Origin of the sequence: Janthinobacterium sp. LM6, from assembly GCF_002002885.1 — a bacterium.
Classification (GTDB): Bacteria; Pseudomonadota; Gammaproteobacteria; order Burkholderiales; family Burkholderiaceae_D; genus Janthinobacterium; species Janthinobacterium kumbetense.
In genome coordinates this window covers 5,354,306-5,380,256 of sequence record NZ_CP019510.1, presented here as the reverse complement: position 1 = coordinate 5,380,256, position 25,951 = coordinate 5,354,306, and the positions used below count along the sequence as shown (strand labels likewise).

General features: G+C 63.4%; 20 protein-coding genes. 10 read left to right on the top strand and 10 right to left on the bottom strand.

The genetic code is table 11. The features are described from left to right. Window positions 1-20: 20 nt before the first annotated feature. Window positions 21-485: an EVE domain-containing protein gene (locus BZG29_RS23620; protein WP_077408061.1), complete on the top strand. Its 465-nt coding sequence runs from the start codon at window positions 21-23 to the stop codon at window positions 483-485. Here the strand turns inward: BZG29_RS23620 and BZG29_RS23615 are convergent. From BZG29_RS23615 to BZG29_RS23605, 3 genes are all read right to left on the bottom strand, one after another. After that, complete coding sequence (locus tag BZG29_RS23615) at window positions 482-1,963, bottom strand: GGDEF domain-containing protein (protein ID WP_171985094.1); 1,482 nt, start codon at window positions 1,961-1,963, stop codon at window positions 482-484. The genes BZG29_RS23620 and BZG29_RS23615 overlap by 4 nt on opposite strands. Window positions 1,964-2,155: 192 nt before the next feature. Continuing rightward, window positions 2,156-2,986 (bottom strand): prolipoprotein diacylglyceryl transferase, encoded by an 831-nt coding sequence (gene lgt / locus BZG29_RS23610; RefSeq protein WP_077408057.1) that lies wholly within the window; start codon window positions 2,984-2,986, stop codon window positions 2,156-2,158. Window positions 2,987-3,068: 82 nt separating this feature from the next. Beyond that, window positions 3,069-3,980 (bottom strand): LysR family transcriptional regulator, encoded by a 912-nt coding sequence (locus BZG29_RS23605; RefSeq protein ID WP_077408055.1) that lies wholly within the window; start codon window positions 3,978-3,980, stop codon window positions 3,069-3,071. A 170-nt stretch (window positions 3,981-4,150) separates the two neighbouring features. On the opposite strand from BZG29_RS23605, the gene ilvD reads away from it, so the two are divergent. Together ilvD and BZG29_RS23595 are read left to right on the top strand one after the other, a co-directional pair. Beyond that, window positions 4,151-6,016 carry a dihydroxy-acid dehydratase gene (gene ilvD, locus BZG29_RS23600; protein WP_077408053.1) on the top strand — a complete coding sequence of 622 codons (1,866 nt, stop codon included), beginning with the start codon at window positions 4,151-4,153 and terminating at the stop codon, window positions 6,014-6,016. Window positions 6,017-6,236: 220 nt separating this feature from the next. Beyond that, window positions 6,237-6,548, top strand: a complete 312-nt coding sequence (locus tag BZG29_RS23595) for a c-type cytochrome (protein ID WP_034786554.1) — start codon at window positions 6,237-6,239, stop codon at window positions 6,546-6,548. 21 nt (window positions 6,549-6,569) lie between these two features. Here BZG29_RS23595 and BZG29_RS23590 read toward each other — a convergent pair whose 3' ends face one another. Next, window positions 6,570-7,577 carry an NAD-dependent epimerase/dehydratase family protein gene (locus BZG29_RS23590; RefSeq protein WP_077408050.1) on the bottom strand — a complete coding sequence of 336 codons (1,008 nt, stop codon included), beginning with the start codon at window positions 7,575-7,577 and terminating at the stop codon, window positions 6,570-6,572. Window positions 7,578-7,668: 91 nt separating this feature from the next. On the opposite strand from BZG29_RS23590, the gene BZG29_RS23585 reads away from it, so the two are divergent. After that, window positions 7,669-8,571, top strand: coding sequence for a LysR family transcriptional regulator (locus BZG29_RS23585; protein WP_077408048.1), 903 nt, complete (start codon window positions 7,669-7,671; stop codon window positions 8,569-8,571). On the opposite strand, the gene BZG29_RS23580 is transcribed toward BZG29_RS23585, so the two are convergent. From BZG29_RS23580 to folD, 5 genes are all read right to left on the bottom strand, one after another. Then, on the bottom strand, window positions 8,564-9,706 hold the full coding sequence (locus BZG29_RS23580) for a branched-chain amino acid ABC transporter substrate-binding protein (RefSeq protein ID WP_070257968.1): 1,143 nt from the start codon (window positions 9,704-9,706) through the stop codon (window positions 8,564-8,566). The two genes, BZG29_RS23585 and BZG29_RS23580, sit on opposite strands and share 8 nt — an antisense overlap. A gap of 302 nt (window positions 9,707-10,008) precedes the next feature. Next, the gene (locus BZG29_RS23575) at window positions 10,009-10,383 is read right to left on the bottom strand and encodes a hypothetical protein (RefSeq protein ID WP_077408046.1); all 375 of its coding nucleotides are present in this window, start codon (window positions 10,381-10,383) and stop codon (window positions 10,009-10,011) included. Then, window positions 10,380-10,805: a DNA polymerase III subunit chi gene (locus tag BZG29_RS23570; RefSeq protein ID WP_077409259.1), complete on the bottom strand. Its 426-nt coding sequence runs from the start codon at window positions 10,803-10,805 to the stop codon at window positions 10,380-10,382. Before BZG29_RS23570 ends, BZG29_RS23575 begins: the two co-directional genes overlap by 4 nt. 5 nt (window positions 10,806-10,810) lie before the next feature. Further along, complete coding sequence (locus BZG29_RS23565) at window positions 10,811-12,880, bottom strand: M3 family metallopeptidase (RefSeq protein ID WP_077408044.1); 2,070 nt, start codon at window positions 12,878-12,880, stop codon at window positions 10,811-10,813. A gap of 47 nt (window positions 12,881-12,927) precedes the next feature. After that, window positions 12,928-13,773 (bottom strand): bifunctional methylenetetrahydrofolate dehydrogenase/methenyltetrahydrofolate cyclohydrolase FolD, encoded by an 846-nt coding sequence (gene folD / locus BZG29_RS23560; RefSeq protein WP_077408042.1) that lies wholly within the window; start codon window positions 13,771-13,773, stop codon window positions 12,928-12,930. Window positions 13,774-14,376: 603 nt separating this feature from the next. On the opposite strand from folD, the gene aceE reads away from it, so the two are divergent. The 4 genes from aceE to BZG29_RS23540 all read left to right on the top strand — a co-directional run bounded on the left by aceE (window position 14,377) and on the right by BZG29_RS23540 (window position 22,234). Further along, window positions 14,377-17,073 (top strand): pyruvate dehydrogenase (acetyl-transferring), homodimeric type, encoded by a 2,697-nt coding sequence (gene aceE, locus BZG29_RS23555; RefSeq protein WP_077408040.1) that lies wholly within the window; start codon window positions 14,377-14,379, stop codon window positions 17,071-17,073. A gap of 94 nt (window positions 17,074-17,167) precedes the next feature. Then, on the top strand, window positions 17,168-18,829 hold the full coding sequence (gene aceF, locus BZG29_RS23550) for a dihydrolipoyllysine-residue acetyltransferase (protein WP_077408038.1): 1,662 nt from the start codon (window positions 17,168-17,170) through the stop codon (window positions 18,827-18,829). A 10-nt stretch (window positions 18,830-18,839) separates the two neighbouring features. Continuing rightward, window positions 18,840-20,621 carry a dihydrolipoyl dehydrogenase gene (gene lpdA / locus BZG29_RS23545; RefSeq protein ID WP_077408036.1) on the top strand — a complete coding sequence of 594 codons (1,782 nt, stop codon included), beginning with the start codon at window positions 18,840-18,842 and terminating at the stop codon, window positions 20,619-20,621. A 443-nt stretch (window positions 20,622-21,064) separates the two neighbouring features. Next, entirely contained in the window at window positions 21,065-22,234 is a 1,170-nt protein-coding gene (locus tag BZG29_RS23540; RefSeq protein WP_077408034.1) for a hypothetical protein, read from the top strand. Window positions 22,235-22,257: 23 nt separating this feature from the next. Here the strand turns inward: BZG29_RS23540 and BZG29_RS23535 are convergent, their stop codons facing one another. Next, on the bottom strand, window positions 22,258-22,977 hold the full coding sequence (locus tag BZG29_RS23535; protein WP_077408032.1) for a TetR/AcrR family transcriptional regulator: 720 nt from the start codon (window positions 22,975-22,977) through the stop codon (window positions 22,258-22,260). 144 nt (window positions 22,978-23,121) lie between these two features. On the opposite strand from BZG29_RS23535, the gene BZG29_RS23530 reads away from it, so the two are divergent. Next, window positions 23,122-24,315: an HlyD family secretion protein gene (locus tag BZG29_RS23530; protein WP_077408030.1), complete on the top strand. Its 1,194-nt coding sequence runs from the start codon at window positions 23,122-23,124 to the stop codon at window positions 24,313-24,315. A 6-nt stretch (window positions 24,316-24,321) separates the two neighbouring features. Next, complete coding sequence (locus BZG29_RS23525; RefSeq protein ID WP_077408028.1) at window positions 24,322-25,920, top strand: DHA2 family efflux MFS transporter permease subunit; 1,599 nt, start codon at window positions 24,322-24,324, stop codon at window positions 25,918-25,920. The last annotated feature ends 31 nt before the right edge of the window (window positions 25,921-25,951 follow it).

Sequence of the window (25,951 nt, the reverse complement as noted above, 5' to 3'; positions counted from 1 at the left end):
TATTTGACCTGGGGAATGCAATGACACAGTACTGGCTGATGAAGTCCGAACCCGACGAGGTGAGCATCGATGACCTGATGGCCGCGCCGCAGCACACCATGCCGTGGTTTGGCGTGCGCAACTACCAGGCGCGCAACTTCATGCGCGATGGCATGCAGCCGGGCGATGGCGTGCTGTTCTACCATTCCAGCTGTCCGCAGCCGGGCGTGGCGGGCGTGGCCGAAGTGGCCAGCACGGCGTATCCGGATCACAGCCAGTTTGAAGAAGGCGGAAAGTATTTCGATCCGAAGGCCACGCCAGAGCAGCCGCGCTGGATCAGCGTCGACGTGCGCGGCCTGAAGAAGACGGCGCTGCTGCCCCTGTCCGAGATGCGCCAGATGCCGGAGCTGGAAGACATGCTGCTGCTCAAGAAAGGCAGCCGGCTGTCGATCACGCCCGTGACGCCGGCGCAATGGAAAGTCATTACCGGCAAGCTGACAGGCTAGCCTTCGACCCGGTTGCGGCCATTCTGCTTGGCCCGGTACAGGGCCTGGTCGGCGGCGGCCAGCAACTCTTCCGGTGTTTGTCCTGCGTCATTCAAGGCCAGGCCGATGCTGGCGGTGACCAGGCCGCCGCGCGATGGCGCATGGGCGATGGCGGCCGCGGCGATCGCTTCCTGCATCTTGTGCGCCACCGCCAGCGCGCCCGCGCCATCGGTAGCGGGCAGGATGGCGGCAAACTCCTCGCCGCCGAAGCGGGCCGCCAGGTCGCTGGCGCGCGGCAGCGCGGAATGCAGGGCCGCCGCGATCTGCACCAGGCAGGCATCGCCATACGGGTGGCCGAAGGTATCGTTGAGGCTTTTGAAGAAATCGATATCGATGATCAGCAGCGCCAGCGGTTGCTGGTTGCGCGCGGCGCGCTGCCACTCCAGCTGCAGGGTCTGGTCGAAGCAGCGCCGGTTGGCGATGCCCGTCAAGCCATCCGTCAGCGACAGCTTTTCCAGCTTGTCATGCGCCGCGCGCAAGGCCAGTTCGCTTTGCATGTAGCGGCTTTGCAGGGTGGCCGAGCGCAGCGCGTGGACCAGCAGCGCGACGAACAGGGCGCTGGCTGCCAGGTAAAAATGCTCGCGCAGCACGACGAATCCCAGTCCCAGCAGGGCTGCCGTGAAGAAGATGGGACTGAAGTTGTCGATTAGCAAGGTCAACGGCCGCGGCGGCCGCGCTTCTTCCTCGCCCGGCTGCACGCGCATGGCCAGCACCGCCAGCAGCAGGAAAGGCAGGCTGGGCAGTACCTCGCTGGGACCGGATTCGGCCAGCGCGTGCAGGGTCAGGTAATTATAGGCACCCGCGCAGGCGGCGTAGCACCACAGGAACACGCTGAGCAGCAGGTAGAAACGCCCTTGTGCGCCATCGCGGCGGTGCGCCAGCAGGCGCAGCGAGGCGCAGCAGGCCAGGACGAGGTTTTCCACGTTGTACGTCGTCACCAGCAGGCTGGCGGGTATCGGCGCGATCGAGCGCTGGTCGAAGGGCGAGACGGAAAAGATGGCCGTATAGGTCAGGTAGGCTGCCAGCAATACCTGCACGGCGTCCAGCCATTGCAGGGTGCGCGAAGGGTGCCGGTCGCTGACCGAGGAAATGGCCAGCAGCAAGGGCGCGCCATACATGAAATAGGCAAAATCGGAGAAATACGTCGTGTCGGAAGCCACATGGCCGCTCAGGTCTTGCCAGGCGGAAAGGGCCATGCCCACGCTCCAGAACAGCATGGCGGCCGCAAACAGGCCCCAGCCCGTACGCACGACGCCGGGTGCGCTCAGGCTGGCGTTGCGGCAGCAGGCGGCCAGCGCCAGCAGTGGCGCCGTCACGCCGAACAGGTAGCTCACGGCGGGGCCGCGCGTCCCGGCCCAGGCCGTCAAGGCCAGTTGCGCCAGCACGTAGCCGCCCGCCAGCGCCAGCCAGAATGTCGTGGTCTTCCTCGCACACTGCATGGATGGGACTCCCCGCTCGAATTGCCAACACAGCATGATTGCATGCCCTGCTCTTGCTGCAGGGTAAAGCGATCATTGCGCTATCGCAAGCGAAGATTCATTCCGCAAGGAAATTGTGCTGCTTTGAGGGAAAGGTTGCCGGAGGAGGGGGATGGCGCGCCTGCCTGGCGCGCCATCGGGGGAACAGCGGTTTTACGTGTTGGCCGGGCGGGCCTTGGTGGGCGGCGTGCCCATCACCTGGCTTTTATATGCCCACACCAGCAGCGCGATGGCGCCGACGATCATCGGCAAGGACAGCATCTGGCCCGAGGTGATCGGCACGCCCAGCCACACGACTTCCCAGTCCGGCGTGCGGAAGTATTCCGTGAAGAAGCGCGCGCAGCCGTACAGCAGGGTGAACATGGCGCCCACGGCCATGCGCGGACGCTGCTTGCGCGCATACAGCCACAGGATGATGAACACCAGGATGCCGTCGACCAGCATCTGGTAGATCGGCGACGGATGCACGGGATACGGGATGCCCGGCCATTGCATGGCCCACGGCAGGGTATCCGGCGCGATGCGGCCCGGCAGTTCGGCATTGATGAAGTTGCCCAGGCGGCCGGCCGCGTAGCCGAGCGGCACCAGCGGCGCGATGAAGTCGAGCACGTCGAACAGGTTGCGGCCCGCCTTGCGGCTCCACAGGTACATGGCCAGGATGACGCCGAGGAAGCCGCCGTGGAAGGACATGCCGCCATGCCACACCATGAAGATTTCTAGCGGATTGTGCAGGAAGTATTCGGGGCGGTAGAACAGTACTTCGCCCAGGCGACCGCCGATCACCACGCCCAGCATGCCGTAGAACAGCATGTCGTCGAGGTCCTCCTTCTTCCAGCCCAGCACGGCGATATGCGGCTGCTTGATGCGCACGCGGCCCAGGATAATGAACAGGGCGAAGGCCAGCACATACATCAGGCCGTACCAGTGCACGGCGAGCGGGCCGATCTGGATGGCTATCGGGTCGGGCATCGGGTGTATCAGCATGGGGTTTCTTTCTTTGTTTAAAGCCAAGGTTGCGTAGTATGGGGGCGCCGGCGGTTTTTTGCCTTAGCGGCCACTTAATTTATTAACTGGCAGTACCGCCGATCTGCTTGCGCAGCAGCGCCAGAAAGCCTTGCAGCACGGCGGACGGATTGTCGCGGCGCCAGGCCAGGCCCGTTTCGACCAGCGGCGTGGCGTCCTGCAGCGGCCTGTATTCTACGCCGGGGCGCATCAGGTTCGATACCGATTGTGGCACAAGCGCGATGCCCATGCCAGCCGAGACGAGGCTGACGATGGTTTGCATCTGGATCGCTTCCTGGCCGATCTGCGGCGTGATGCCGGCCGCGCGGAACACGCCGAGGATGGCGTCGTGCAGGGCGGGCGAGATTGCGCGCGGGAAAATGATCAAGGGCAGGGGCGGCACGTCGCGCAGGCGCACGGGACCGGGCGTGTTCAGGATGGCGAGGCCGGACGGCGCGGCCAGCACCAGAGGCTCGGCCAGCACGGGCAGGTAATCGAGTTCCCCTTTTGCCTTGTCGGGCAGGGGCGGGATCAGCAAGCCCGCGTCCGTGCGCCCGGCCAGCAATTCGTCCAGTTGCAGGTCGGAAGTGGCCTCCTGCAGCTGGATCTGCACTTGCGGATAAGCCGTCTGATACGCGCGCAGCAGCGGCGGCAGCACGCTGTAGTCGGCCGACGAGACAAAAGCCAGGCTCAGGCGGCCCGCCTCGCCCTGCGCGGCCCGCTGCACCAAGGCGGGCAAGTCTTGCGCCTGCGCCAGCAGCCGGCGCGCCTCGGGCAGCAGGGCGTTGCCGGCCGGCGTCAGCTGTACTTCGCGGCGCGTGCGCACGAACAGGGGCGCGCCCAGCAGTTCTTCCAGGGCCATGATGGTTTGCGACAGCGGCGGCTGCGTCATGTGCAGGCGCGCGGCGGCGCGGCCGAAGTGCAATTCTTCGGCGACGGTGACAAAGTAGCGCAGCTGGCGCAGTTCGAGGTTCATATGCGTTTCCATGCGGATTGATTGCTGTGATATGTAAAACGACTCACAGGCACGTGCATCATATATTTGACAGTGGGACGCGCGCAAGGCAATCTGACGTACCCCCACTGCATGCAGGGTTTTACTGCAGACCCGCACAGTCAGGCACCAACACTTTTGGAAGGTCCATCATGCCGCAATACCGCTCCCGCACCACCACCCACGGCCGCAACATGGCTGGCGCCCGCGCCCTGTGGCGCGCCACCGGCATGAAGGATGGCGACTTCGACAAGCCGATCATCGCCGTCGTCAACTCGTTCACCCAGTTCGTGCCCGGTCACGTGCACCTGAAAGACCTGGGACAGATGGTGGCGCGCGAAATCGAGGCGGCCGGCGGCGTGGCCAAGGAATTCAACACCATCGCCGTCGATGACGGCATCGCCATGGGCCACGGCGGCATGCTGTATTCGCTGCCCTCGCGCGACCTGATCGCCGACTCCGTCGAATACATGGTCAACGCCCACTGCGCCGACGCCATGGTGTGCATCTCGAACTGCGACAAGATCACGCCGGGCATGCTGATGGCCGCCATGCGCATCAATATCCCCGTCGTGTTTATTTCCGGCGGGCCGATGGAAGCGGGCAAGGTCGTCAAGGTGGTCAACGGCACGCAAAAGATCATCAAGCTGGACCTGGTCGACGCCATGATCAAGGCCGGCGACAGCACGGTGTCCGACGCCGACGTGGCGGAAATCGAACGCTCGGCCTGCCCCACCTGCGGTTCCTGCTCCGGCATGTTTACGGCTAACTCGATGAACTGCCTGACGGAAGCGCTGGGCCTGGCCCTGCCCGGCAACGGCACCATCCTGGCCACCCACTCGGACCGCCAGCAGCTGTTCCTGCGCGCGGGCCGTCTGATCGTCGAACTGGCCAAGCGCCACTACGAGCAGGACGATTACACCGTGCTGCCACGCTCGATCGCCACCAAGGCGGCGTTTGAAAACGCCATGGCGCTCGACGTTTCCATGGGCGGCTCGACGAATACCGTACTGCACCTGCTGGCCGCCGCGCACGAGGCGGAAGTGGCATTCACGATGGCCGACATCGACCGCATTTCGCGCAAGGTGCCATGCCTGTGCAAGGTGGCGCCGATGACGGACAAATACCATATCGAGGACGTGCACCGCGCCGGCGGCATCGTGGGCATCCTGGGCGAACTGGCGCGCGCCGGCCTGCTCAACACCACCCTGCCGACGATCCACGCGCCGACCCTGGCCGACGCCATCGCGCAAAACGACATCATGTGCACGGATAACCCCGCCGTGCATGAACTGTTCCGCGCCGCGCCGGGCGGCGTGCCGACGCAGACGGCGTTCTCGCAGTCGGAGCGTTTTGCGGCCGTCGACACGGACCGCAGCACGGGCTGCATCCGCGACAAGGCCCATGCGTATTCGCAGGATGGCGGCCTGGCCGTCTTGTACGGCAACCTGGCCGAAAAGGGCTGCATCGTCAAGACGGCGGGCGTCGACGAAAGCATTTTGAAATTCTCGGGCAAGGCGCGCGTGTTCGAAAGCCAGGATTCCGCCGTTGAAGCGATTTTGGCCGATACCGTGCATGAAGGCGACGTCGTCATCATCCGCTACGAAGGCCCGAAAGGCGGCCCCGGCATGCAGGAAATGCTGTACCCGACTTCGTACATCAAGTCGAAGGGCCTGGGCAAGGCGTGCGCGCTGTTCACGGACGGGCGCTTCTCGGGCGGTTCCTCGGGCCTGGTGATCGGCCACGCCTCGCCGGAAGCGGCCGAAGGCGGCGCCATCGGCCTGGTGGAAGAGGGCGACTTCATCGACATCGACATCCCCGAGCGCACGATCAACCTGCGCGTGACGGATGCCGAACTGGCCGCGCGCCGCGCCGCCATGGAAGCGAAGGGCGATGCGGCCTGGCTGCCCGTCAACCGCGACCGCTACGTGTCGCAGGCGCTGCAGGCGTATGCGGCGCTGACGACGTCGGCCGACCGTGGCGCCGTGCGTGATCTGTCGCAACTGAAGAAGCGTTGATTTGTTGTGTAAGTGCGACGGCCGGCCCCGTTTGACTGCGCGGGGCCGGCTGTCGTTACATCGCCTTACAAACAACATGGTCATGGGCGCGCAGATGGGGCAGAATATGACTGCCTCTCGTCTACATTGCGTTACTACATTGAAACGCTTGATCTGGGCTCGTGGTGCATCTGCGGAAACACAGTAAAATGCCGCAGGAAGTAACTTTGGAGAAAAGACAATGAAACGTTTTATGTTGGTGAGTGTATTGGCCGTATCGGCTCTGGCATCGCAAGCAGCGTTGGCCAATCCGGATCTGGCGAAAGCCAAAAACTGCATGGCTTGCCACGCGGTGAGCACGAAGCTGGTGGGTCCTGCGTTCAAGGACGTGGCAGCCAAGTACGCCGGTCAGAAAGACGCGGAAGCCAAGCTCGTGGCGAAAGTCATGAAGGGCGGTTCCGGCACCTGGGGCGCGATCCCGATGCCAGCGAACCCGCAAGTGAGCGATGCGGAAGCCCACACCCTGGTTAAATGGGTACTGGCACAGAAATAATCTGTGCCGCAGTACCTGCAATTAGCGCGCCGGCAATCCCGGCGCATTTTTTTTGCCTGCCGCCTTCAGATTCCCCATGCCCTCCAGTGTCGCCCGCACCGCCTCGTCGAGCGGCGTATGCGCTTCCTGGCCCAGCACGGCCAGCAGCCGCGCATTGTCCATGGACAAGGGCGTTTGCCACAGATAGCGCATCTCGCGCATTTCGCGCAGGGTCGCCACGAACGGCGACGCCAGCGCCACCAGCCACCACGGAAAACGCCGGATGGCGGGCGCAGATCCTGTCGCCTGTTCCACCACGCGGGCGATCGCGCCCGTCATTTGCCGGCCGTCGTGGTCCCAGTGGCCCGCCATGTGAAAGCGCGCAAACGGGGGCAAGGTGGCGCGCATGGCCAGCAATCGCACCATCGTGCGCGCCACGTCGGGCAGGTAGGACCACTGGTGGCCCACGCCGGGCGCGCCCGGATACAGGATGCTGCGCACGGGCTGCCCCGGTTTCACGAGGCCCTGCGAAAACCAGTTATTGCCGGCGCGTGGCCCGAAGAAGTCGCCCGCCCGCACGATCAGGACCCTGGCGCCCTGCGTGCTGGCCCATTCCAGCCGCGCTTCCAGTGCCACGCGGATGGCGCCCTTGCGCGTGAGCGGGCGCTGCGGCACGTCCTCTGTCAATACAGCAAAGGCGTCGGGGCCGAAGTTGTAGACGGTGCCAGGCAGCACGATGGTGGCGTTTTCGGCCATCGCCGCGGCAATCGTGTTGTCGAGCATGGGCAGCACCAGCCGGCCCCAGTGGCGGTAGCCGGGCGGGTTGACGGCGTGCACGATGACGGCGCAGCCTTTCGCGGCCGCCAGCACGTCCGCGCGCGCCAGCGCATCGCCGCGCAGCCATTCGACGTGATCGCCGCGCGGCGACGGCGTTTCTCCCCGCGTCAGGGCGCGTACCTGCCAGCCCGCCGCCAGGAGCTGGCGCACCATCTCGCCGCCGATGCCGCCCGTGGCGCCCAGTACCAATGCCGTGTTTTTCGTGTTCTCCATCCTGACCTCCGTGTGGTTGATGGAACCAGTATCTGCCGCGCAAGGATAATTGGGAATTGACGAGTATCGACCACAGGCTATACATTTATGTATGACCAATTCGATTGCCTGGGAATACTATCGTTCGCTGCTGGCCGTGCTGAAGCATGGCTCCCTGTCCGGCGCGGCCCGCGCGCTGGGCATTACGCAACCCACCGTCGGCCGGCATATCGCCGCGCTGGAACAGGCGCTGGGCGCGACCCTGTTTACGCGTTCGCAGCTGGGCTTGCTGCCCACGGAAGTGGCGCTGGCGTTGCGGCCCCATGCGGAAACCATGGAGCACACGGCCGCCCTGATGGAGCGCGCCGCCAGCAGCCAGGGGCAGGGCGTGGCCGGCGTCGTGCGCATCGCGGCCAGCGAAGTGGTGGGCGTGGAAGTGCTGCCGCCCATACTGGCCCGCTTGCGCGAACGCCATCCGGGCCTGGTCATTGAACTGGTGTTGAGCAACAAGGTGCAGGATTTGCTGCGCCGGGAAGCGGATATCGCCGTGCGCATGCTGCGTCCCCGTCAGGAGCAGCTGGTGGCGCGCAAGGTGGGCGAGATCGAACTGGGCCTGCATGCGCACGCGGATTACCTGGCGCGCCATGGCACGCCGGCGGGATTGCTTGATCTGGCGCAACACGCCGTCATCGGCTACGACGAGGCGAGCCCCTTCGTGCGCAACGCGGGCGCGGCCTTCCAGGGATTTACGCGGGACAACTTTGCCTGGCGCAGCGACAGCGACCTGGCGCAACTGGCCCTGATCCGCGCGGGCGCCGGCATCGGCGTGTGCCAGGCGGGGCTGGCGGCGCGCGATCCTGCCCTGCGGCGCGTGTTGCCGCAGGCGTTTGCGCTGCCGATGGAAACCTGGGTCACCATGCATGCAGACTTGCGCGGCAGCCTGCGCTGCCGCGCCACCTTCGACGCGCTGGCCGAAGGTTTACTGGCTTACGTGGCCGGGCAGCCGCTTATTTGACGACTTCCATCTTGGTCTTCTTGCCGTCGCGATACGTGAACAGGGTCAGCGCGCCGTCCTTGATGTCGCCGTTGGCGTCGAACGAGATCGGCCCCGTCACGCCCTGATAGTGCACCTTGGCCAGGAAGGGCAGGTAGACGGACGGTTTCGACGATTTGGCGTCGGCCATGGCGGTGGCCATGGTCATCACGGCATCGTAGACGTATGGCGCGTACAGCTGCACTTCCATGTTGTATTTCTGCTTGTAGCGGGCGCGGAAATCGTCCATGCCTTTTTGCTGCGCGCCCGTCACGCCGCCCGCTTCCGCGCAGGTGACCATGTCTTCGCCCACGGCGTCGCCCGCCAGCTTGCCCAGCGGTTCCGTGCACAAGCCGTCGCCGCCCATGAACTTGGCCTTGATGCCCAGCGCCTTCATCTGGCGCAGCATGGGGCCGCCCACGGAATCCATGCCGCCAAAGAAGATCAGGTCGGGATTTTTCGACTTGATGCTGGTCAAAATGGCATTGAAATCCGTCGCGTTGGCATTTGTAAATTCCTTGCCGACGATTTGCACGCCGGGCGCCGCCTTCTTGGCGCCCTTGACGAACTGTTCCGCTACGCCCTGGCCGTAGGCCGTGCGGTCGTCGATGACGGCGATTTTCTTCGCTTGCAGCTTGCCTACGGCATACGCGCCCAGGGTGCCGCCCAGCTTGTTGTCATTGGCCACGACGCGGAAGGCCGTGTTGAATTTCTGCTGGGTATATGTGGGGTTGGTGGCGGCGGGGGAAATCTGCGGAATGCCGGCATTAAAGTAAATGCGCGAGGCGGGAATCGTCGTGCCCGAGTTCAGGTGGCCGACGACGCCGTTGACCTTGGCGTCGACGAGCTTTTGCGCCACGGCCGTGCCCTGCTTGGGATCGGCGGCGTCATCTTCGGGCACCAGCACGAATTTGACGGCTTTGCCGTCGATCTTGAAGCCTTTGGCGTTCAAATCCTCGATGGCCATCTTGGCCGCGTTCTCGTTATCCTTGCCCAGGTGGGAGCTGGCGCCAGAGACCGGGGCGACGTGGCCGATCTTGATGATTTCCTGTGCGCCCGCATGGCCGGCAAAGGCGAGGGCGACGGCGAGAGGAAGGACTTTGGTCTTGAGCAGCATAAACATTCTCCAATGGATAAAGATACGGCGGCGTCTCGTGAAAACCGCTTCGAGGGGCGGTACGTGTGAAGAAGGTACAACAAAAAACAGGCGGCGCAAAGCCGCATTTCGGGCTTTTTGCATTTTGTCGCAACAATCACCAAAGTGAGGCGCGATGCACCGATTTCGCAGGCGCGAGCGCACCAAAGAATGGCGTTGGGAGGGGGAAGGGTGTAGGGGGAATGCTGGGGTCAGACCCGTCGGGTCTGACCCCGGATTTTTGCCGGTGGGTGAAATGGTGCCACCGACAGACGGACGTGCAGTTACTGCGCGGGAGGGTGCAGGTGACCTAATTCATGGCTCACGGCATGGGCGACGATCTGTTCCAGCGATTGCTGCAAGTCTTCGCGCAGGGCACCGCGCATGCCGATCAGGGCGTTTTGCAGGGCCGTCTGCAGGACGTGGGCAATGCGCTCTTCCAGCAGGTGGTCGATCTTGCCCTGCACCTGGTGCAGGATGCGCTGCGTCAGGCGCTGTTCGATGGCATCCCAGTCGGGTTGCACTATGCTCGGTGGCAACACCGGCGCTTCCTCGACGGCAGGCGCAGCCGCAGCTGGCGCGACAGGCTCCGGCACTTCCGGCCCCAGCAGCACTTCCGTCAGCAGGGGGATGCCCTGGTCGAATGGTTGATCACTCATGACTTGCCTGCCACGAAGTGGGTCGGTTGCACGTCTTGCTGGCGGTAGTGCAGGAAGCGCTGGCGGCCCGCCTGCGCATCTTGCTCATCCATGGAAACGATCTCGAAGACGCGCTGGAATTGCGCATAATTGCGCGGCGGCAACTGCGACAGGTTGACGAGGATGTCGTGGTGCGGCAAGTCCGCCGCTGCATCATCGGTCAGGATGATGGGCGTCTGCGCCGCCAGCGGATCGCCGGCCAGCACGTGGGGCAGGAAATCCGTGGCGGAAATGGTCCACATGGCGCTGTTCAAGGCGTCGAGCTGGGCGCTGTCGGCCACCAGCACGACGACGTTGTTGCCGGCCATATAGGCCTTGCGCGCCAGGCGGCAGGCGTAGGCCAGCTTGTCCGGCACGTTGCTGTGAAAATCGACGCGGCTCATGGCGATCAAGCGGCCATGCCGCTGTGGCGCAGCAGGGCGTCGATCGACGGTTCGCGGCCGCGGAAGGCCGTGAACGATTCCAGCGCGGGGCGCGAGCCGCCGACGGACAGGATTTCCTGCAGGTAACGCTTGCCCGCCGCCGTGGTGGCGGCCGGCCCCAGCGCGCGGGCTTCCTCGAACGCCGCATAGGCGTCGGCGGACAGCACCTCGGCCCACTTGTAGCTGTAGTAGCCAGCCGCGTAGCCGCCGGCAAAGATGTGCCCAAAGGCATTCTGGAAGCGGTTGAACGGCGGCGGGATGAGCAGCGAAAACTTGGCGCGCACGCCGTCGATCAGCTGCTGCACGCTCTGGCCGGAACTGGCATCGTAGTCATAGTGCAGATGCATGTCGAGCAAGGAAAATTCCACCTGGCGCAGCGTCTGCAAGCCGGACTGGAAATTCTTGGCCGCCAGCATCTTGTCGTACAGGGCGCGCGGCAGCGGCTCGCCCGTGACGGCATGCGCCGTCATGTGTTCGAGCACTTCCCATTCCCAGCAGAAATTTTCCATGAATTGCGATGGCAGTTCCACGGCATCCCATTCGACGCCGGCGATGCCCGACACGCCCACCTCGTCGACCACCGTCAACATGTGGTGCAAGCCGTGGCCGAATTCGTGGAACAGGGTGATCACTTCATCGTGCGTGAACAGGGCTGGCTGGACCTGGCCGTCGACCACGGCCGGTTCCGTGAAGTTGCAGGTCAGATAGGCGATCGGCGTTTGCACGTGTTGCGCGTCGGCGCGGCGGCCGCGCGCGTCGTCCATCCAGGCGCCGCCGCTCTTGCCGGCGCGCGCATACAGGTCCAGGTAGAACTGGCCGACCAGCTGGCCGTCGCGCTCGATGCGGTAAAAACGCACATCCTTGTGCCAGACGGACGCCGCGTCAAGCTTGATCTCGACGGCGAACAGGTTCTGGATCTGGCGGAACAGGCCGTCGATCACCTTGTGTTCAGGGAAATACTGTTTGACTTCCTGGGCCGAGAACGCGTAGCGGCGTTCCTGCAGCTTTTCGGAAGCGTACGGCACGTCCCACGCCTGCAGCGCGTCGATGCCCAGTTCTTCCTTGGTGAATTGTTTCAGTTCTGATAAGTCCTTCTCGGCGAACGGGCGCGCGCGTTTGGCCAGGTCTTCCAGGAAAGCGATGACTTGCGCGGGCGAGGTGGCCATCTTGGAGACCAGCGACACTTCGGCGAAATTGGCGTAGCCGAGCAGTTGTGCCTCTTCGTTGCGCAGGCGCAACAAGGTGACGATGTTCTGGGTATTGTCCCAGTCGTCTTTTTTGCTGAACACGTCGCCCTGGTCCGATGCCTTGGTGGCGTTGGCGCGGTAGATGGTTTCGCGCAGCGCACGGTTGTCGGCAAACTGCAGGATCGGGTAATAGGACGGGAAGTGCAGCGAGAATTCGTAGCCTTGCTTGCCCGCCTTATCGGCGGCGGCGCGCGCGGCAGCCTTCACGTCGTCGGGCAGGCCGGCCAGGTCGGCTTCATTGTCGACCAGCAACTTGTAGTCATTGGTGGCATCGAGCACGTTTTCGGAAAAACGCGTCGAAACGGCAGCGTGTTCTTCCTGGATGGCGCCGAAGCGCTCTTTCTTGTCCTCGGGCAACTCGGCGCCGCCCAGGCGGAAGTCGCGCACGGCATTCTCGACGATGCGCCGGCGCGCCGGCGACAGGCTGGCGAAATCGGCGCGGGCCTGCAATTGCTTGTATTTGCCGAAAAGGATTTCGTTCTGGCCCAGTTCGGTCCAGAATTCCGTCACCTTGGGCTGGTTCGCATTGTAGGCGGCGCGCAGTTCCGGCGTATCGACCACGCTATTTAAATGGTTGACGATGCTCCAGGCGCGGCCCAGGGTTTCGGCGATCTGGTCCTGGGGCACGACGAAGTTGTCCCAGCTCACTTCTTCCATGGGCGCTTCCAGCTGCGCTACCGTGGCGCGCGCCTGGGCCAGCAGGGTATCGATGGCGGGCGTGACATGCTCGTGCGTGATCGCGTCGAAGCGTGGCAGGCCGGAAAAATCAAGCAGGGGATTGGTATTCATCGTCGGTTCCATATATAAAAGGGCGGTCATGCCGCCCCGGGTGATTCTTAGATGCGCTCGGCAGCCTCTACCGTGTTCATTAGTAACATCGTGATCGTCATCGGACCCACGCCACCCGGTACCGGGGTGATGTGGGACGCGATTTCTTTCACTCCGGCAAAATCCACATCGCCGCACAGCTTGCCGTCATCGTCGCGGTTCATGCCCACGTCGATGACGATGGCGCCCGGCTTGACCATATCGGCCGTCAGGGTGTTGCGGCGGCCGACAGCGGCCACGACCACGTCCGCCTGGCGCGTGTACAGGCCCAGGTCCGGTGTCGCACTATGGCAGATGGTGACGGTAGCGTTCGCTTGCAAGAGCAGCAGGGCCATCGGCTTGCCGACGGTATTGCTGCGGCCGATGACGACGGCGTGCTTGCCGCGCAAGTCCACGCCTGTGCTTTCGATCAGTTTCATGCAGCCGTACGGCGTGCAAGGGCGGAAGCCGGGCAAGCCCGTCATCAGTTCGCCGGCGCTCAGGACGGAATAGCCATCCACGTCTTTCGTCGTGGCGATCGCTTCGATGACCTTGTGCGGGTTGATGTGCTTGGGCAAGGGCATCTGCACGAGGATGCCGTGGATGGCGGGATCCGCGTTCAGGCTGGCGATGCGTGCCAGCAAGTCCGCTTCAGGCAGGTCCGCTTCATATTTTTCCAGCACCGAGTGGAAACCCACGTCGCCGCACGCCTTGACCTTGTTGCGGACATACACCTGGCTGGCCGGGTCTTCGCCGACGAGGATCACGGCCAGACCGGGCTGGGTGCCCTTGGCCGTGAGGGCGGCGGCGCGCGTGGCGATCTCGCTGCGCAGTTTTTGGGAGAGGGCGATTCCGTCGATCAGTTGTGCTGGCATGGTAGGGAGGCTGTGTGGGAGGGAAAAGACAGATTATAAAGCCGGGCGGCGCAAAGGGGCGGTTTTGGCGCCAGTGCCGCTAAGTTAAGCAGCGCTATGCATTTATAAGCGCAAGGCTTAACAACAGCGGGCCGGAGACGCGAGCCTGAGAAAATGCCGATGGCGGCGTTGCAGCTCCTTGCCGTACTGGCGTACTGTCTGCGTCGCTGCGCCTTGCCCTCGACATTTTTCAGGCCCGCTTGGCCCGGTATGCCTGTGCGGATGACTGGGGTTTTAATTCGGGTTGCTGGTGTGCTCGTGGGTCGTACCCCTCCCGAGATTTGCTTTCAAGGTGAGGAGGGCGCCAACTTGACGGCATGCCGCTTGTGGCGCCGCTATTTGCTACTTTGCACATCCTAGTTTCCGGGCAGAATTTGCGGCAGTGCAGCATAAATTTCATAGGGTGATTTCATGATATGAAATGCTATATCGTAATTTGAAAAATACTAAATACGCTGTTAGAATCCCCACACTAAACCGACTTAATAGTAAATAATCAGCGAAATACCGTCCGACAGCGATCCGGAAAATCGGGGTGGGGCGTTCACAAAGGAGACTCAACAGATGTCAGCTCAACTGAACCAGGTAACGACACAGATCGGCACCGACCCGGATATGCAGGAAACCAAGGAGTGGCTGGACGCGCTCGAAGCCGTGCTGGAAAACGAAGGTCCGGAACGCGCGCATTACCTGATGGAGCGCATGGTTGACCTGGCCCGCCGCCGCGGCGCGCAGATCCCGTTCTCCAGCACCACCGCCTACGTCAACACCATCCCCACCAAGCAAGAAGCACACTGTCCCGGCAACCTGGAATACGAAGAGCGCCTGCGCTCGTGGATGCGCTGGAACGCCATGGCCATGGTCGTCAAGGCCAACCGCGCCGACGGCGACCTGGGCGGCCACTTGTCCTCGTTCGCTTCGCTGGCGAACATGCTGGGCATCGGTTTCAACCATTTCTGGCACGCGCCGACGGCCGACCACGGCGGCGACCTGCTGTACATCCAGGGCCACTCCTCGCCCGGCGTCTACGCGCGCGCCTTCCTCGAAGGCCGTTTGACGGAAGAGCAAATGCTGAACTTCCGCAAGGAAGTCGACGGCAAGGGCCTGTCCTCGTACCCGCATCCTAAATTGATGCCTGACTTCTGGCAGTTCCCGACCGTGTCGATGGGCCTGGGCCCGCACATGGCGATCTACCAGGCGCGCTTCCTGAAGTACCTGCACGCACGCGGCATCGCCAAGACCGACAACCGCAAGATCTGGGCCTTCTGCGGCGATGGCGAGATGGACGAGCCGGAATCGCTGGGCGCGATCGGCCTGGCCGCACGCGACATGCTCGACAACCTGGTCATCGTGGTCAACTGCAACCTGCAGCGCCTGGACGGCCCCGTGCGCGGCAACACCAAGATCATCCAGGAGCTGGAAGGCGAATTCCGTGGCGCCGGCTGGAACGTCGTCAAGGTCATCTGGGGCCCGGGCTGGGACGCCCTGCTGGCGCAAGATAAAGAAGGCATCCTGCAGCGCGTGATGATGGAAACCGTCGACGGCGAATACCAGAATTACAAGGCCAAGGATGGCGCCTACGTGCGCAAGCACTTCTTCGGCAAGCATCCGAAGCTGCTGGAAATGGTTGCCAACATGACGGACGACGACATCTGGCGCCTGACCCGTGGCGGCCACGATCCGCACAAGATCTACGCGGCATTCAAGATCGCCCAGGAACACAAGGGCCAGCCGACCGTCCTGCTGGTGAAAACCATCAAGGGCTACGGCATGGGCAAGTCCGGCGAAGCGCGCAACACGGCGCACCAGACGAAAAAACTGGACGACGAAGCCATCCGCGAAATGCGCGACCGCTTCTCGCTGCCGATCCCCGACGACAAGCTGGCCGACATCCCGTTCTTCAAGCCTGCCGACGACGCGCCGGAAATGGTCTACCTGCACGAGCGCCGCAAGGCCCTGGGCGGCTACCTGCCGCAGCGCCGCCAGAAGTCGGAAGAAACCCTGCCCGTGCCTGGCCTGGACGCGTTCAAGAACGTGCTCGAAGCGACGCCGGAAGGCCGCGAAATCTCGACCACGCAAGCGTTCGTGCGCGTCATTTCGACCCTGCTGAAAGACCCGAACCTGGGCCAGCGCGTCGTGCCTATCCTGGTCGATGAATCGCGTACCTTCGGCATGGAAGGCCTGTTCCGCCAGATCGGCATCTACAACCCGAAAGGCCAGTTGTACGAGCCGGTCGATAAAGACCAGGTCATGTACTACCGCGAAGACAAGGCCGGCCAGATCCTGCAAGAAGGCATCAACGAAGCGGGCGGCATGAGCTCGTGGATCGCCGCGGCGACGTCGTACTCGACCAACGACCGCATCATGATCCCGTTCTACACCTTCTACTCGATGTTCGGCTTCCAGCGCATCGGCGACCAGGTGTGGGCTTCGGCCGACATGCGCGCCCGTGGCTTCCTGATGGGCGGCACGGCCGGCCGCACGACCCTGAACGGCGAAGGCTTGCAGCACGAAGATGGCCACAGCCATATCTTCGCCGCGACCATCCCGACCTGCATGCCGTACGACCCGACCTTCAGCCATGAAGTCGCCGTCATCATCCAGGACGGCCTGCGCCGCATGATCGCCAACCAGGAAGATGTGTTCTACTACATCACGATCATGAACGAGAACTACGCCCAGCCAGGCATCAAGCCAGGCCAGGAAGAAGGCATCCTGAAAGGCATGTACAAGCTGCAGGAAGGTCCGGCCGACGCCAAGCTGCGCGTACAGCTGATCGGTTGCGGCACCATCCTGCGCGAATCTATCTTCGCTGCCGAATTGCTGCAAAACGACTGGGGCGTGGCTGCGGACGTGTGGTCGGCGCCGTCGCTGACCCTGGTGGCCCGCGATGGCCAGGATGCGGAACGCTGGAACATGGTCAACCCGTCGAAACAGCAGCGCGTGCCTTACGTGACGTCGCTGATGCAGGACACGGACGGCCCGATCGTCGCCACGACCGACTACATGCGCGCGTTTGCAGAACAGATCCGCGCCTTCATGCCGAAGGGCCGCACCTACAAAGTGCTGGGTACCGATGGCTTTGGCCGCTCGGACAGCCGCGCCAAGCTGCGCGAGTTCTTCGAAGTGAACCGTTATTATGTCACCGTGGCCGCGCTCAAATCGCTGGCTGACGAAGGCAAGATCGACGTGTCGGTGGTGGAGCAGGCGATCGCCAAGTACGGCATCGACGCGAACAAACCGAATCCGGTGACCCAGTAATCGTTGTGCGGACCCGATGATGCCAGGGCGGTGCGAAAGTGCCGCCCTGGCATGTGTGCGGGTCCATCTGACAAATAAAATAACGGAGCAAGCTATGAGCATTGTGGAAGTCAAAGTCCCGGATATCGGCGATTTCAAGGAAGTCGAGATCATTGAACTGATGGTCAAGCCAGGCGATACGGTCAAGGTCGACCAATCCCTGATCACGGTCGAATCGGACAAGGCCAGCATGGAAATTCCATCGAGCCACGCCGGTGTCGTCAAGGAATTGAAAGTCAACGTGGGCGACAAGATCGCCGAAGGCTCGCTGGTCCTGCTGCTGGAAGTGGCGGACGACGCCTCGGCGCCGGCGCCAGTCGCCGCTGCCGCCCCGGCACCTGCCGCTGAAGCCGCCCCCGCCGCCGCTCCTGCGGCCGCGCCGGCGCCTGCCGCCCCTGCCGGCGCGCCGGCCCTGGTCGACGTGACCGTGCCCGATATCGGCGACTTCAAGGAAGTCGAAGTCATCGAATTGATGGTCAAGGTCGGCGATGCGATCAAGGTCGACCAGTCGCTGCTGACGGTCGAATCGGACAAGGCCAGCATGGAAATTCCATCGAGCCACGCCGGTATCGTCAAGGAATTGAAAGTCAAGGTCGGCGACAAGGTGGCCAAGGGTAGCCTGGTGCTGGTGGTGGAAACGACGGGTGGCGTCGCCCCTGCCGCCGCGCCTGCACCGGCCGCACCAGCTGCCGCCGCACCAGCGGCCGCCGTCGCTTCGGCACCGGTTGCAGCGCCTGCTGCTGCCCCGGCAACTGCCGCCGCGCCTGCCGTCAACGGCAAGCTGGCGCACGCGTCGCCTTCGATCCGCAAGTTCGCGCGCGAACTGGGCGTGGAATTGGCGCTGGTCGGCGGTTCCGGTCCGAAAGGCCGCATTACCCAGGAAGACGTGCAGAACTTCGTCAAGGGCGTGATGTCGGGCGCCGTCGCCGCGCCGAACGCGCCAGTCGCTGCCAAAGGCGGTTCGGGCGTGGGCCTGGACCTGCTGCCATGGCCGTCGCTGGACTTCAGCAAGTTCGGCGCGACCGAATTGCTGCCGCTGTCGCGCATCAAGAAAATCTCGGGTCCGAACCTGCACCGCAACTGGGTCATGATCCCGCACGTCACGCAGTTCGACGAAGCGGACGTGACGGACCTGGAAGCGTTCCGCGTCGACACCAACGCGGCCAATGCGAAGAACAAGGATGCGGCCAAGCTGACCATGCTGGCCTTCGTCATCAAGGCGTCCGTCGCCGCGCTGAAGAAATTCCCCGCGTTTAACGCGTCCCTGGATGCCAAGGGCGAAAACCTGATCCTCAAGCAGTACTACAACATCGGCTTCGCGGCCGACACGCCGAATGGCCTGGTGGTGCCCGTGATCAAGGGTGCGGACCAGAAGTCGGTCTCGCAAATCGCCCGCGAAATGACGGAGCTGTCGCTGCAGGCACGCGAAGGCAAGCTGAAGCCGGCCGACATGCAGGGCGCCAGCTTCACGATTTCGTCCCTGGGCGGCATCGGCGGCACGCACTTCACGCCTATCGTCAATGCGCCGGAAGTGGCTATTTTGGGTCTGTCGAAAGCCTCGATCAAGCCGGTATGGGATGGCAAGGCCTTCCAGCCGCGTTTGATGATGGGCACCTCGCTGTCCTACGACCACCGCGTGGTCGATGGCGCGATGGGCGCGCGATTCTCCGTGTACCTCGGCGAAGTCCTGGCCGACATGCGCAAAATTCTGCTGTAAGGAGCGATTGATGAGCACAGTAGAGGTAAAAGTACCGAATATCGGCGACTTCAAGGAAGTCGAAGTCATCGAACTGATGGTCAAGGTCGGCGACACCATCAAGGTGGACCAGTCGCTGATCACGGTCGAATCGGACAAGGCCAGCATGGAGATTCCATCGACCCATGCGGGCGTCGTGAAGGAATTGAAAGTCAAGGTCGGCGACAAGATCGCCGAAGGCAGCGCGTTGCTGGTGGTGGAAGCCACCGAAGGCGCGGCTGCGCCGGCGCCTGCCGCTGCACCAGCTCCGGCCGCAGCACCTGCAGCCGCTGCGGCCCCGGCACCTGCAGCCGTTGCCGCCATCCCTGCCGGTAATTACAGCGGCCAGGTCGACATCGACGTCGACATGATGGTGCTGGGTGGCGGCCCTGGCGGTTACTCGGCGGCGTTCCGCGCGGCCGACCTGGGCATGTCGACGGTGATCGTCGAGCGCTACGCCACCCTGGGCGGCGTGTGCCTGAACGTGGGCTGCATCCCGTCGAAGGCGCTGCTGCACGTGGCTTCCGTCATCGATGAAACGGCGCACATGTCGAATACAGGCGTGACATTTGCCAAACCGGCCATTGATATCGATCAGGTACGCAAGTACAAGGAAGGCGTAATCTCGAACATGACGGGCGGCCTGGCCGGCATGGCCAAGGCGCGCAAGACGCAAGTCGTCACGGGCGTGGGCCAGTTCCTCTCCGCGAACCACATCGAGGTGACGGCAGGCGACGGCTCGAAAAAAGTCGTGCAGTTCAAGCAAGCGATCATCGCCGCCGGTTCGTCCGTGGTGAAGCTGCCTTTCGTGCCGGAAGACCCGCGCATCGTCGATTCGACGGGCGCGCTGGAATTGCGCCAGATCCCGAAACGCATGCTGGTCATCGGCGGCGGCATCATCGGCCTGGAAATGGCGACCGTCTATTCCACCTTCGGCGCGCGCATCGACGTGGTCGAAATGATGGATGGCCTGATGCAGGGCGCGGACCGCGACGCCGTCAAGGTGTGGCAGAAGTTCAACGAGAAGCGCTTCGACAACATCATGACCAAGACCAAGACGGTGGCCGTCGAGGCATTGCCGGAAGGCATCAAGGTCACGTTCGAAGCGGCTGAAGCGGGTGCCACGGCGCCGGCGCCGCAAATCTACGATTTGGTACTCGTCGCCGTGGGCCGCAGCCCGAACGGCAAGAAGCTGGCGGCCGACAAGGCCGGCGTGCAGGTGACGGACCGCGGCTTCATCAACGTTGACAGCCAGATGCGCACCAACGTGCCGAACATCTTCGCCATCGGCGACCTGGTGGGCCAGCCGATGCTGGCGCACAAGGCCGTGCATGAAGCCCACGTGGCCGCGGAAGCGGCTTCCGGCCAGAAGTCGCACTTCGACGTCAAGGTGATCCCGTCGGTCGCCTACACGGATCCGGAAGTGGCATGGGCCGGCATCACGGAAGACGAAGCGAAAGCCAAGGGCATCAAGGTCGAGAAGGGCCACTTCCCGTGGGCCGCCTCGGGCCGTGCCGTGGCCAACGGCCGCGCCGAAGGCTTCACCAAGCTGCTGTTCGACGCGGAAACGCACCGCATCATCGGCGGCACCATCGTCGGCACGCATGCGGGCGACATGATTGGCGAGATCGCATTGGCCATCGAAATGGGCTGCGACGGCACCGACATCGGCAAGACCATCCATCCTCACCCGACCCTGGGCGAATCGATCGGCATGGCCGCCGAGGTGTACGAAGGCGTATGCACGGATTTGCCGCCGCCGCGCAAGCGCTGATAAAGCGTTAATTAAGCGTTAATTTTCAGTACAAAAAAACCCGCAAGCGATTGCGGGTTTTTTTATATCCCTTGATCCTGGCAGCGTAAATCGCAGATGGGGCGTGGCGGATATGCCCCATGTGAAAATTGGTGAGTATTGCCGTATGGAAAAAGTGGCAGAATGGAGGTCTGTCACCATGTTCTTCTTTTTGCTGCAATGGAAGCGTGTGATTTTTCCAGGAATGTTGCCAGCGTGGGGTTTGGTCAAGATCCGCTGTACTGATGAGAGCCTGCCCCGGCGGATGAATATTCCCCCTGCTGGCGCCCCTCGGAAGCGGGGACTGCGTTGACCGCCGTTGCGTGGCTCGCCCCGCGTGCTCCTCACGCCTTGTCCGCGCTCCTGATGAACTGCCAGCAGAAGACGCTCCCTACTGGGATAGGCCCCAAGAAAGTTTTGCAACAATGAAAAAATTTACCGCCCTTCATATTGCCGATGTCCGTTTGCGCCGGGCCGATGAGCAAGAGCAAGCCGTGATGCTGCATGCCTTGTACCAGGATGTGGCCGCTATTCTGGCGGCGGGCAAGAGGATCGATGCGATTTTCTTCACGGGCCACCTGGTGGCGCCCGACGCCTGTGCCGGCACCACGCCCGTGTATGTCTACGAATACTTCCTGCGCCCCTTGCTGCAGGCGGCCAGCTTGCCCGGCGCGCGGTTCTACCTGGTGCCGGGCAGCCGCGCGCAGGGTGTCGCGGCGGCGGCGCTGGGGAATGCCGGCTTCAGCTTTTTCTCCGCCGATGAGCACGCCAGTGCCGAGCAGCGCGCGCACTACAAGAATATCCACGCCGTGTTCCATGGCCACCAGCATACGGGCGATGCCAGTTCGCTGATGAAGTCGCTGGGCATCTTGTTCAAAAGCAATCCCGGCAGCCTGTACGGTGCGCATGGCCAGATGGCGGCGTTTGCCGTACTCGAGTTCGGCACGGCCGCGGCCGATGACGGCAAGGCAGGCACGCAGTGGACGGTGTCCCTGCGCGAGTTCGATGACGTAAGCAAGAACTTCGCCCTGTCGGTGCTGTACACGCCGAATGGACAGGAAACGGGGCAGGTGGATGCCGAGTATGTGTTTGCCACCTTGCTGCCGCAACTGGCAGGCGAGCGCGTCTATCTCGATGGCTTGCTGGGCATGGCGGGCGCGCCGCAGCGCGCGGCTGCCGGCGCGGCTGCCGATGCGCGCGAATTCCTGATGGAGCTGGCGTTCGTGATGTTCGAAGCGAAGACCGTCTTCCTCAGCGCGGCGGAGCTGGAGCGCTTTGCCGGCGACTATTGTGGCGTGAAGGGCTGGAGCATGGCGGCCGGGGATTGGCTGGCGCCGTTGTATGCGCATGGCTTGCTGCTGCGGGCCGATGGCCAGGTGGCGTTTTCCTTCGATTACTTCCGCACGTATTTCCTGGCGCAGCGCTTTGAAACGTCGTTCGACCTGATGCGCTTTGGCCCCGAGCGCTACGATGGAAGTGAGTCTTCACTCAGTCTCGATGGCGTATCGGCGGCCCAGCCTTTCCTGCGCGCGCTGGGCTTGAACGATGAACACGCCGACGCGGCGGTGACGGAAGACTGCAGCCGCCCTGGCTGATCTGGCTGGCCGGCCGTCCCGCGTCAGTCCGCCAGCGGCTGGCGCAGGGTGCCGCGCAGGAACAGGTCGAGACTGACCGCCACCTTGGCGCGCAATTGCGCCACGTCCGGTTGCGCTTGCGGCGGAAACAGCAGGCGCGACATCTGGTCGCCCAGCAGGCAATTGAGCAGGTGCAGCGCCAGCATGGAGGGCGTCAGCTCGGCGCGGAACAGGGGCGCGATGTCGGGGCGGCTGAAAAATTTGACCAGCATCTCGCGCGTCTGTCCCGGACCCACCTTGTAAAACGTTTCCGCAAGTTCCGGGTGCGTGGCCGCCTCGGCCACCACCATGCGATTCAGGCGGATCGCCGCCGGCATGGTGACGAGCTGCACGAACAGCAGGCCGAACTCGCCCAGGATGGCGGGCAGGGGCCGCATATCCGTCTCCAGCGCCGGCATGGTCGAGAAGTAGGCGGCGCGGCGCAGTTCCACCACGGCATTGAACAAGCCCGACTTGCCGCCAAACTTCACATAAATCGTGCGCACGGCCACGTGGGCTTCGCGGGCGATCATTTCCAGGCTGACCTTTCCATACCCCTTTTCCAGAAACAGGCAGCCGGCCGTGTGCAGCAGGTTTTCCATGCGCGCTTCCATGTCGGCTGCGCGGGGCCGGCCGGCTGGCTTGCCGCAGCAGGACAGCTCCTGGGCGGCTTCGTCGGATTCTTTATCGGTTGGCACGGTATCGCTGAGGCCGGGATCGGACATGGTCTGGGTCTCTTTATAAGTGGGAAGGTAAGTGATGGCTCACACTGTAGTGCAAATTAAAATGAAATGCAATCGTTTCATTTCTTGACTTTGGCTTTTCTTTGCCCAATAATGAACCTACATCATTTCATTTCCGGAGCGAGTATGTCCAACCAGCCAGGCCAAGCAGAGCACAAGGTGCTGAGCGCCGTCCCACCCGCGGCCCCGGCCGCACCTTCCGCACCTTCCGCTTCCGCCAGCTCCGCAGCACCGAACAACCGCGTGAAAATCATCGCCGGCCTGATCGTCCTGGTCGCCCTGGGCGCCGGCGCGCGCATGTGGTACCGCAGCCACTACTTCGTGGAAACGGAAAACGCCTATGTGGCCGGCCACGTGCATCCCGTCTCGGCGCGCATTTCCGGCGTCGTCACCAAGGTTTTTATTGACGACAATCAAATCGTGAAAGAGGGCGACGTGATCGCCGAACTCGATCCATTTGACCAGCGCGTGAAAACCGAGCAGATCGCCGCGCAGATCGCCAGCGCCGAACAGCAAGTGCTGCAAGCGGACGCGCAGATCGCCCAGGTGCAGGCGCAAGCCAGCGGCGCCCAGGCGCAAGTGGCGCAAGCCGACGCGCAATTGCTGCGCGCGAAACAGGATGCGGAGCGTTATGGCCAGCTGTACACGAGCCAGATGAAAGCCGTCTCGAAAGCGGAACTGGACGCGGCCAATGCGGCCCGCTCGAGCGCCGTGGCCGACCTGGCCGCCCGCCGCGACAGCGCTTCGGCCGCCAAGGCGCAGATCGGCGCCGCCCAGGCCGCGCGCGACGTTGCCAAGGCGCAAGTGGCCGTGCTGCGCGTGCAATTGAAGGACGCGGAACAGCAGCTGCAATACAACCGTATCCTGGCGCCCGTCGCCGGCCGCATCGGCAAGCGCAACGTGGAAACGGGCATGCGCGTGCAGCCTGGACAGCAATTGACGGCCATCGTGCAGGACAACGTCTGGGTCACCGCCAACTTCAAGGAAACGCAGCTGGCCGACCTGCACCGCGGCCAGAGCGTGCACGTGACGATCGACGCCATGCCGGGCAAGAAACTGGTAGGTACCGTGGACAGCTTCGCTCCCGCCTCGGGCGCGCAGTTCGCCCTGTTGCCGGCCGATAACGCCACCGGCAACTTCACCAAGATCGTCCAGCGCGTGCCGGTGAAAATCGTCTTCCAGCCGGAAGACATCAAGGCCATGAATGGCCGCCTGGTGCCGGGCATGTCGGTGATCGCCGAAGTGGAAGTGAACCAGCCCGTGTCGGAAAAGGATGCGCGCCACGCCGCCGCGCCTGCCGCCCGGACCGCCACCCGCTAAGCTTCCATGAGCAGCTCCTCCACCACGCTGGCGAAGCCGCCAGCGTTTCCCGTGATCGACGAGAAAGTCTCCGGGCGTACCTGGCTGGCGGTCGCCGCCGGCATGCTGGGCGCCTTCATGGCGGTGCTCGACATCCAGATCACCAATTCATCGCTCAAGGATATCCTTGGCTCGCTGTCGGCAACCCAGGAAGAGGGCTCGTGGATTTCCACGGCTTACCTGGTCGCCGAAATTATCGTCATTCCCCTCACCGCGCTGCTGGCGCGCGTGTTCGGACTGCGTACCTACATGATCGGCACCACCGCTTTCTTCCTGCTGTTCTCCACCCTGTGCGGGGCGGCCTGGAACCTAGAAAGCATGATCGTCTTCCGCATGCTGCAGGGGTTTACGGGCGGCGCGCTGATACCGATGGCGTTCACCCTGGTGATGCTCAAGCTGCCGGCGTCGAAGCGCGCCGTCGGCATGGCCATCTTCGGCCTGACGGCCACCTTGGCGCCGGCCATGGGCCCGACCCTCGGCGGCTATCTCTCCGAGCTGTATGGCTGGCCTTCGATCTTCTACATCAACTGGGTGCCGGGCGTGCTGCTGATCGCCGGCATGATCTATGGCCTGGACAAGGAGCCGATGCAGCTTAAATTGTTCTGGAAAGCCGACTGGCTGGGCATCTTCTTCATGGCCCTGGGCCTCGGCTGCCTGACCATCTTCCTGGAAGAGGGCAATTCGAAGGACTGGTTCGACTCCGGCTTCATCATCGCCTTCGCCGCGCTGGCCCTGACGGGCATCCTGGGCTGGGTCGTCACCAGCGCCACGCGCGCCGAACCGTTCGTCAACCTGGCCCTGTACGGCCAGCGCAATTTTCTCGTCGCCACCGTGCTGTCGGCCGTGACGGGCATGGGCCTGTATGGCTCGGCCTTTTTGCTGCCCCTGTTCCTGGGCCAGATCGCCGGCTATTCGCCGATGCAGATCGGTGAAGTCATCATGTGGGTCGGCTTGCCGCAGCTGTTTATCATGCCGTTTGTCGCCAAGCTGTCGTCGAAGGTAGATAACCGCATCCTGTGCTCGTTCGGCCTCTTGCTGTTCGGCGGTTCGTGCATGATGAATGCCTACATGGACGCCTCCACCGGCTACGACCAGCTGCTGTGGTCGCAGGTGGTGCGCGCGCTGGGCCAGCCCTTCGTCATGCTGACCCTGTCGAACTTCGCCATGAAGGGCATCGCGCCGAAGGACATGGCATCCGCTTCGAGCCTGTTCAACATGACGCGCAACCTGGGCGGCTCGATCGGCATCGCCCTGCTGGCCACCGCCCTGAGCACCCGCGAGCACTTTCACTCGCAGCGCCTGGGCGAAGCGATCAACGCGTATTCGAGCGCCACGCAGCTGCGCATCGACCAGCTGACGTCCTCGTTCATGGCCAAGGGCTATGACGCCGTCACGGCCGGCAACCAGGCCTTGCAGGCGATCGACGGCATCGTGCGCCGCGAAGCGTATGTGATGGCCTACAACGACGGCTTCTTCCTCGTCGGCGCCATCCTGCTGGCCTGTATCGTGCCCCTGTGGCTGGCCGACAAACTCAAAGCCCCCGGTGGCGGTGGCGGCGGTCATTGACCGTGCACGCAAACACCTCAAGAACAAGAAG

Excerpts from the sequence above, each read along its gene's own strand:
- ilvD (WP_077408053.1), top strand. The coding sequence starts at position 4,151 with ATGCCGCAATACCGCTCCCGCACCACCACCCACGGCCGCAACATGGCT.
- BZG29_RS23570 (WP_077409259.1), bottom strand. The coding sequence starts at position 10,805 with ATGAGCCGCGTCGATTTTCACAGCAACGTGCCGGACAAGCTGGCCTAC.
- aceF (WP_077408038.1), top strand. The coding sequence starts at position 17,168 with ATGAGCATTGTGGAAGTCAAAGTCCCGGATATCGGCGATTTCAAGGAA.
- folD (WP_077408042.1), bottom strand. The coding sequence starts at position 13,773 with ATGCCAGCACAACTGATCGACGGAATCGCCCTCTCCCAAAAACTGCGC.
- BZG29_RS23590 (WP_077408050.1), bottom strand. The coding sequence starts at position 7,577 with ATGGAGAACACGAAAAACACGGCATTGGTACTGGGCGCCACGGGCGGC.
- BZG29_RS23525 (WP_077408028.1), top strand. The coding sequence starts at position 24,322 with ATGAGCAGCTCCTCCACCACGCTGGCGAAGCCGCCAGCGTTTCCCGTG.
- BZG29_RS23580 (WP_070257968.1), bottom strand. The coding sequence starts at position 9,706 with ATGCTGCTCAAGACCAAAGTCCTTCCTCTCGCCGTCGCCCTCGCCTTT.
- BZG29_RS23575 (WP_077408046.1), bottom strand. The coding sequence starts at position 10,383 with ATGAGTGATCAACCATTCGACCAGGGCATCCCCCTGCTGACGGAAGTG.
- BZG29_RS23605 (WP_077408055.1), bottom strand. The coding sequence starts at position 3,980 with ATGAACCTCGAACTGCGCCAGCTGCGCTACTTTGTCACCGTCGCCGAA.
- BZG29_RS23620 (WP_077408061.1), top strand. The coding sequence starts at position 21 with ATGACACAGTACTGGCTGATGAAGTCCGAACCCGACGAGGTGAGCATC.
- BZG29_RS23540 (WP_077408034.1), top strand. The coding sequence starts at position 21,065 with ATGAAAAAATTTACCGCCCTTCATATTGCCGATGTCCGTTTGCGCCGG.
- BZG29_RS23595 (WP_034786554.1), top strand. The coding sequence starts at position 6,237 with ATGAAACGTTTTATGTTGGTGAGTGTATTGGCCGTATCGGCTCTGGCA.
- BZG29_RS23565 (WP_077408044.1), bottom strand. The coding sequence starts at position 12,880 with ATGAATACCAATCCCCTGCTTGATTTTTCCGGCCTGCCACGCTTCGAC.
- BZG29_RS23585 (WP_077408048.1), top strand. The coding sequence starts at position 7,669 with ATGACCAATTCGATTGCCTGGGAATACTATCGTTCGCTGCTGGCCGTG.
- BZG29_RS23615 (WP_171985094.1), bottom strand. The coding sequence starts at position 1,963 with ATGCAGTGTGCGAGGAAGACCACGACATTCTGGCTGGCGCTGGCGGGC.
- aceE (WP_077408040.1), top strand. The coding sequence starts at position 14,377 with ATGTCAGCTCAACTGAACCAGGTAACGACACAGATCGGCACCGACCCG.
- BZG29_RS23535 (WP_077408032.1), bottom strand. The coding sequence starts at position 22,977 with ATGTCCGATCCCGGCCTCAGCGATACCGTGCCAACCGATAAAGAATCC.
- lpdA (WP_077408036.1), top strand. The coding sequence starts at position 18,840 with ATGAGCACAGTAGAGGTAAAAGTACCGAATATCGGCGACTTCAAGGAA.
- BZG29_RS23530 (WP_077408030.1), top strand. The coding sequence starts at position 23,122 with ATGTCCAACCAGCCAGGCCAAGCAGAGCACAAGGTGCTGAGCGCCGTC.
- lgt (WP_077408057.1), bottom strand. The coding sequence starts at position 2,986 with ATGCTGATACACCCGATGCCCGACCCGATAGCCATCCAGATCGGCCCG.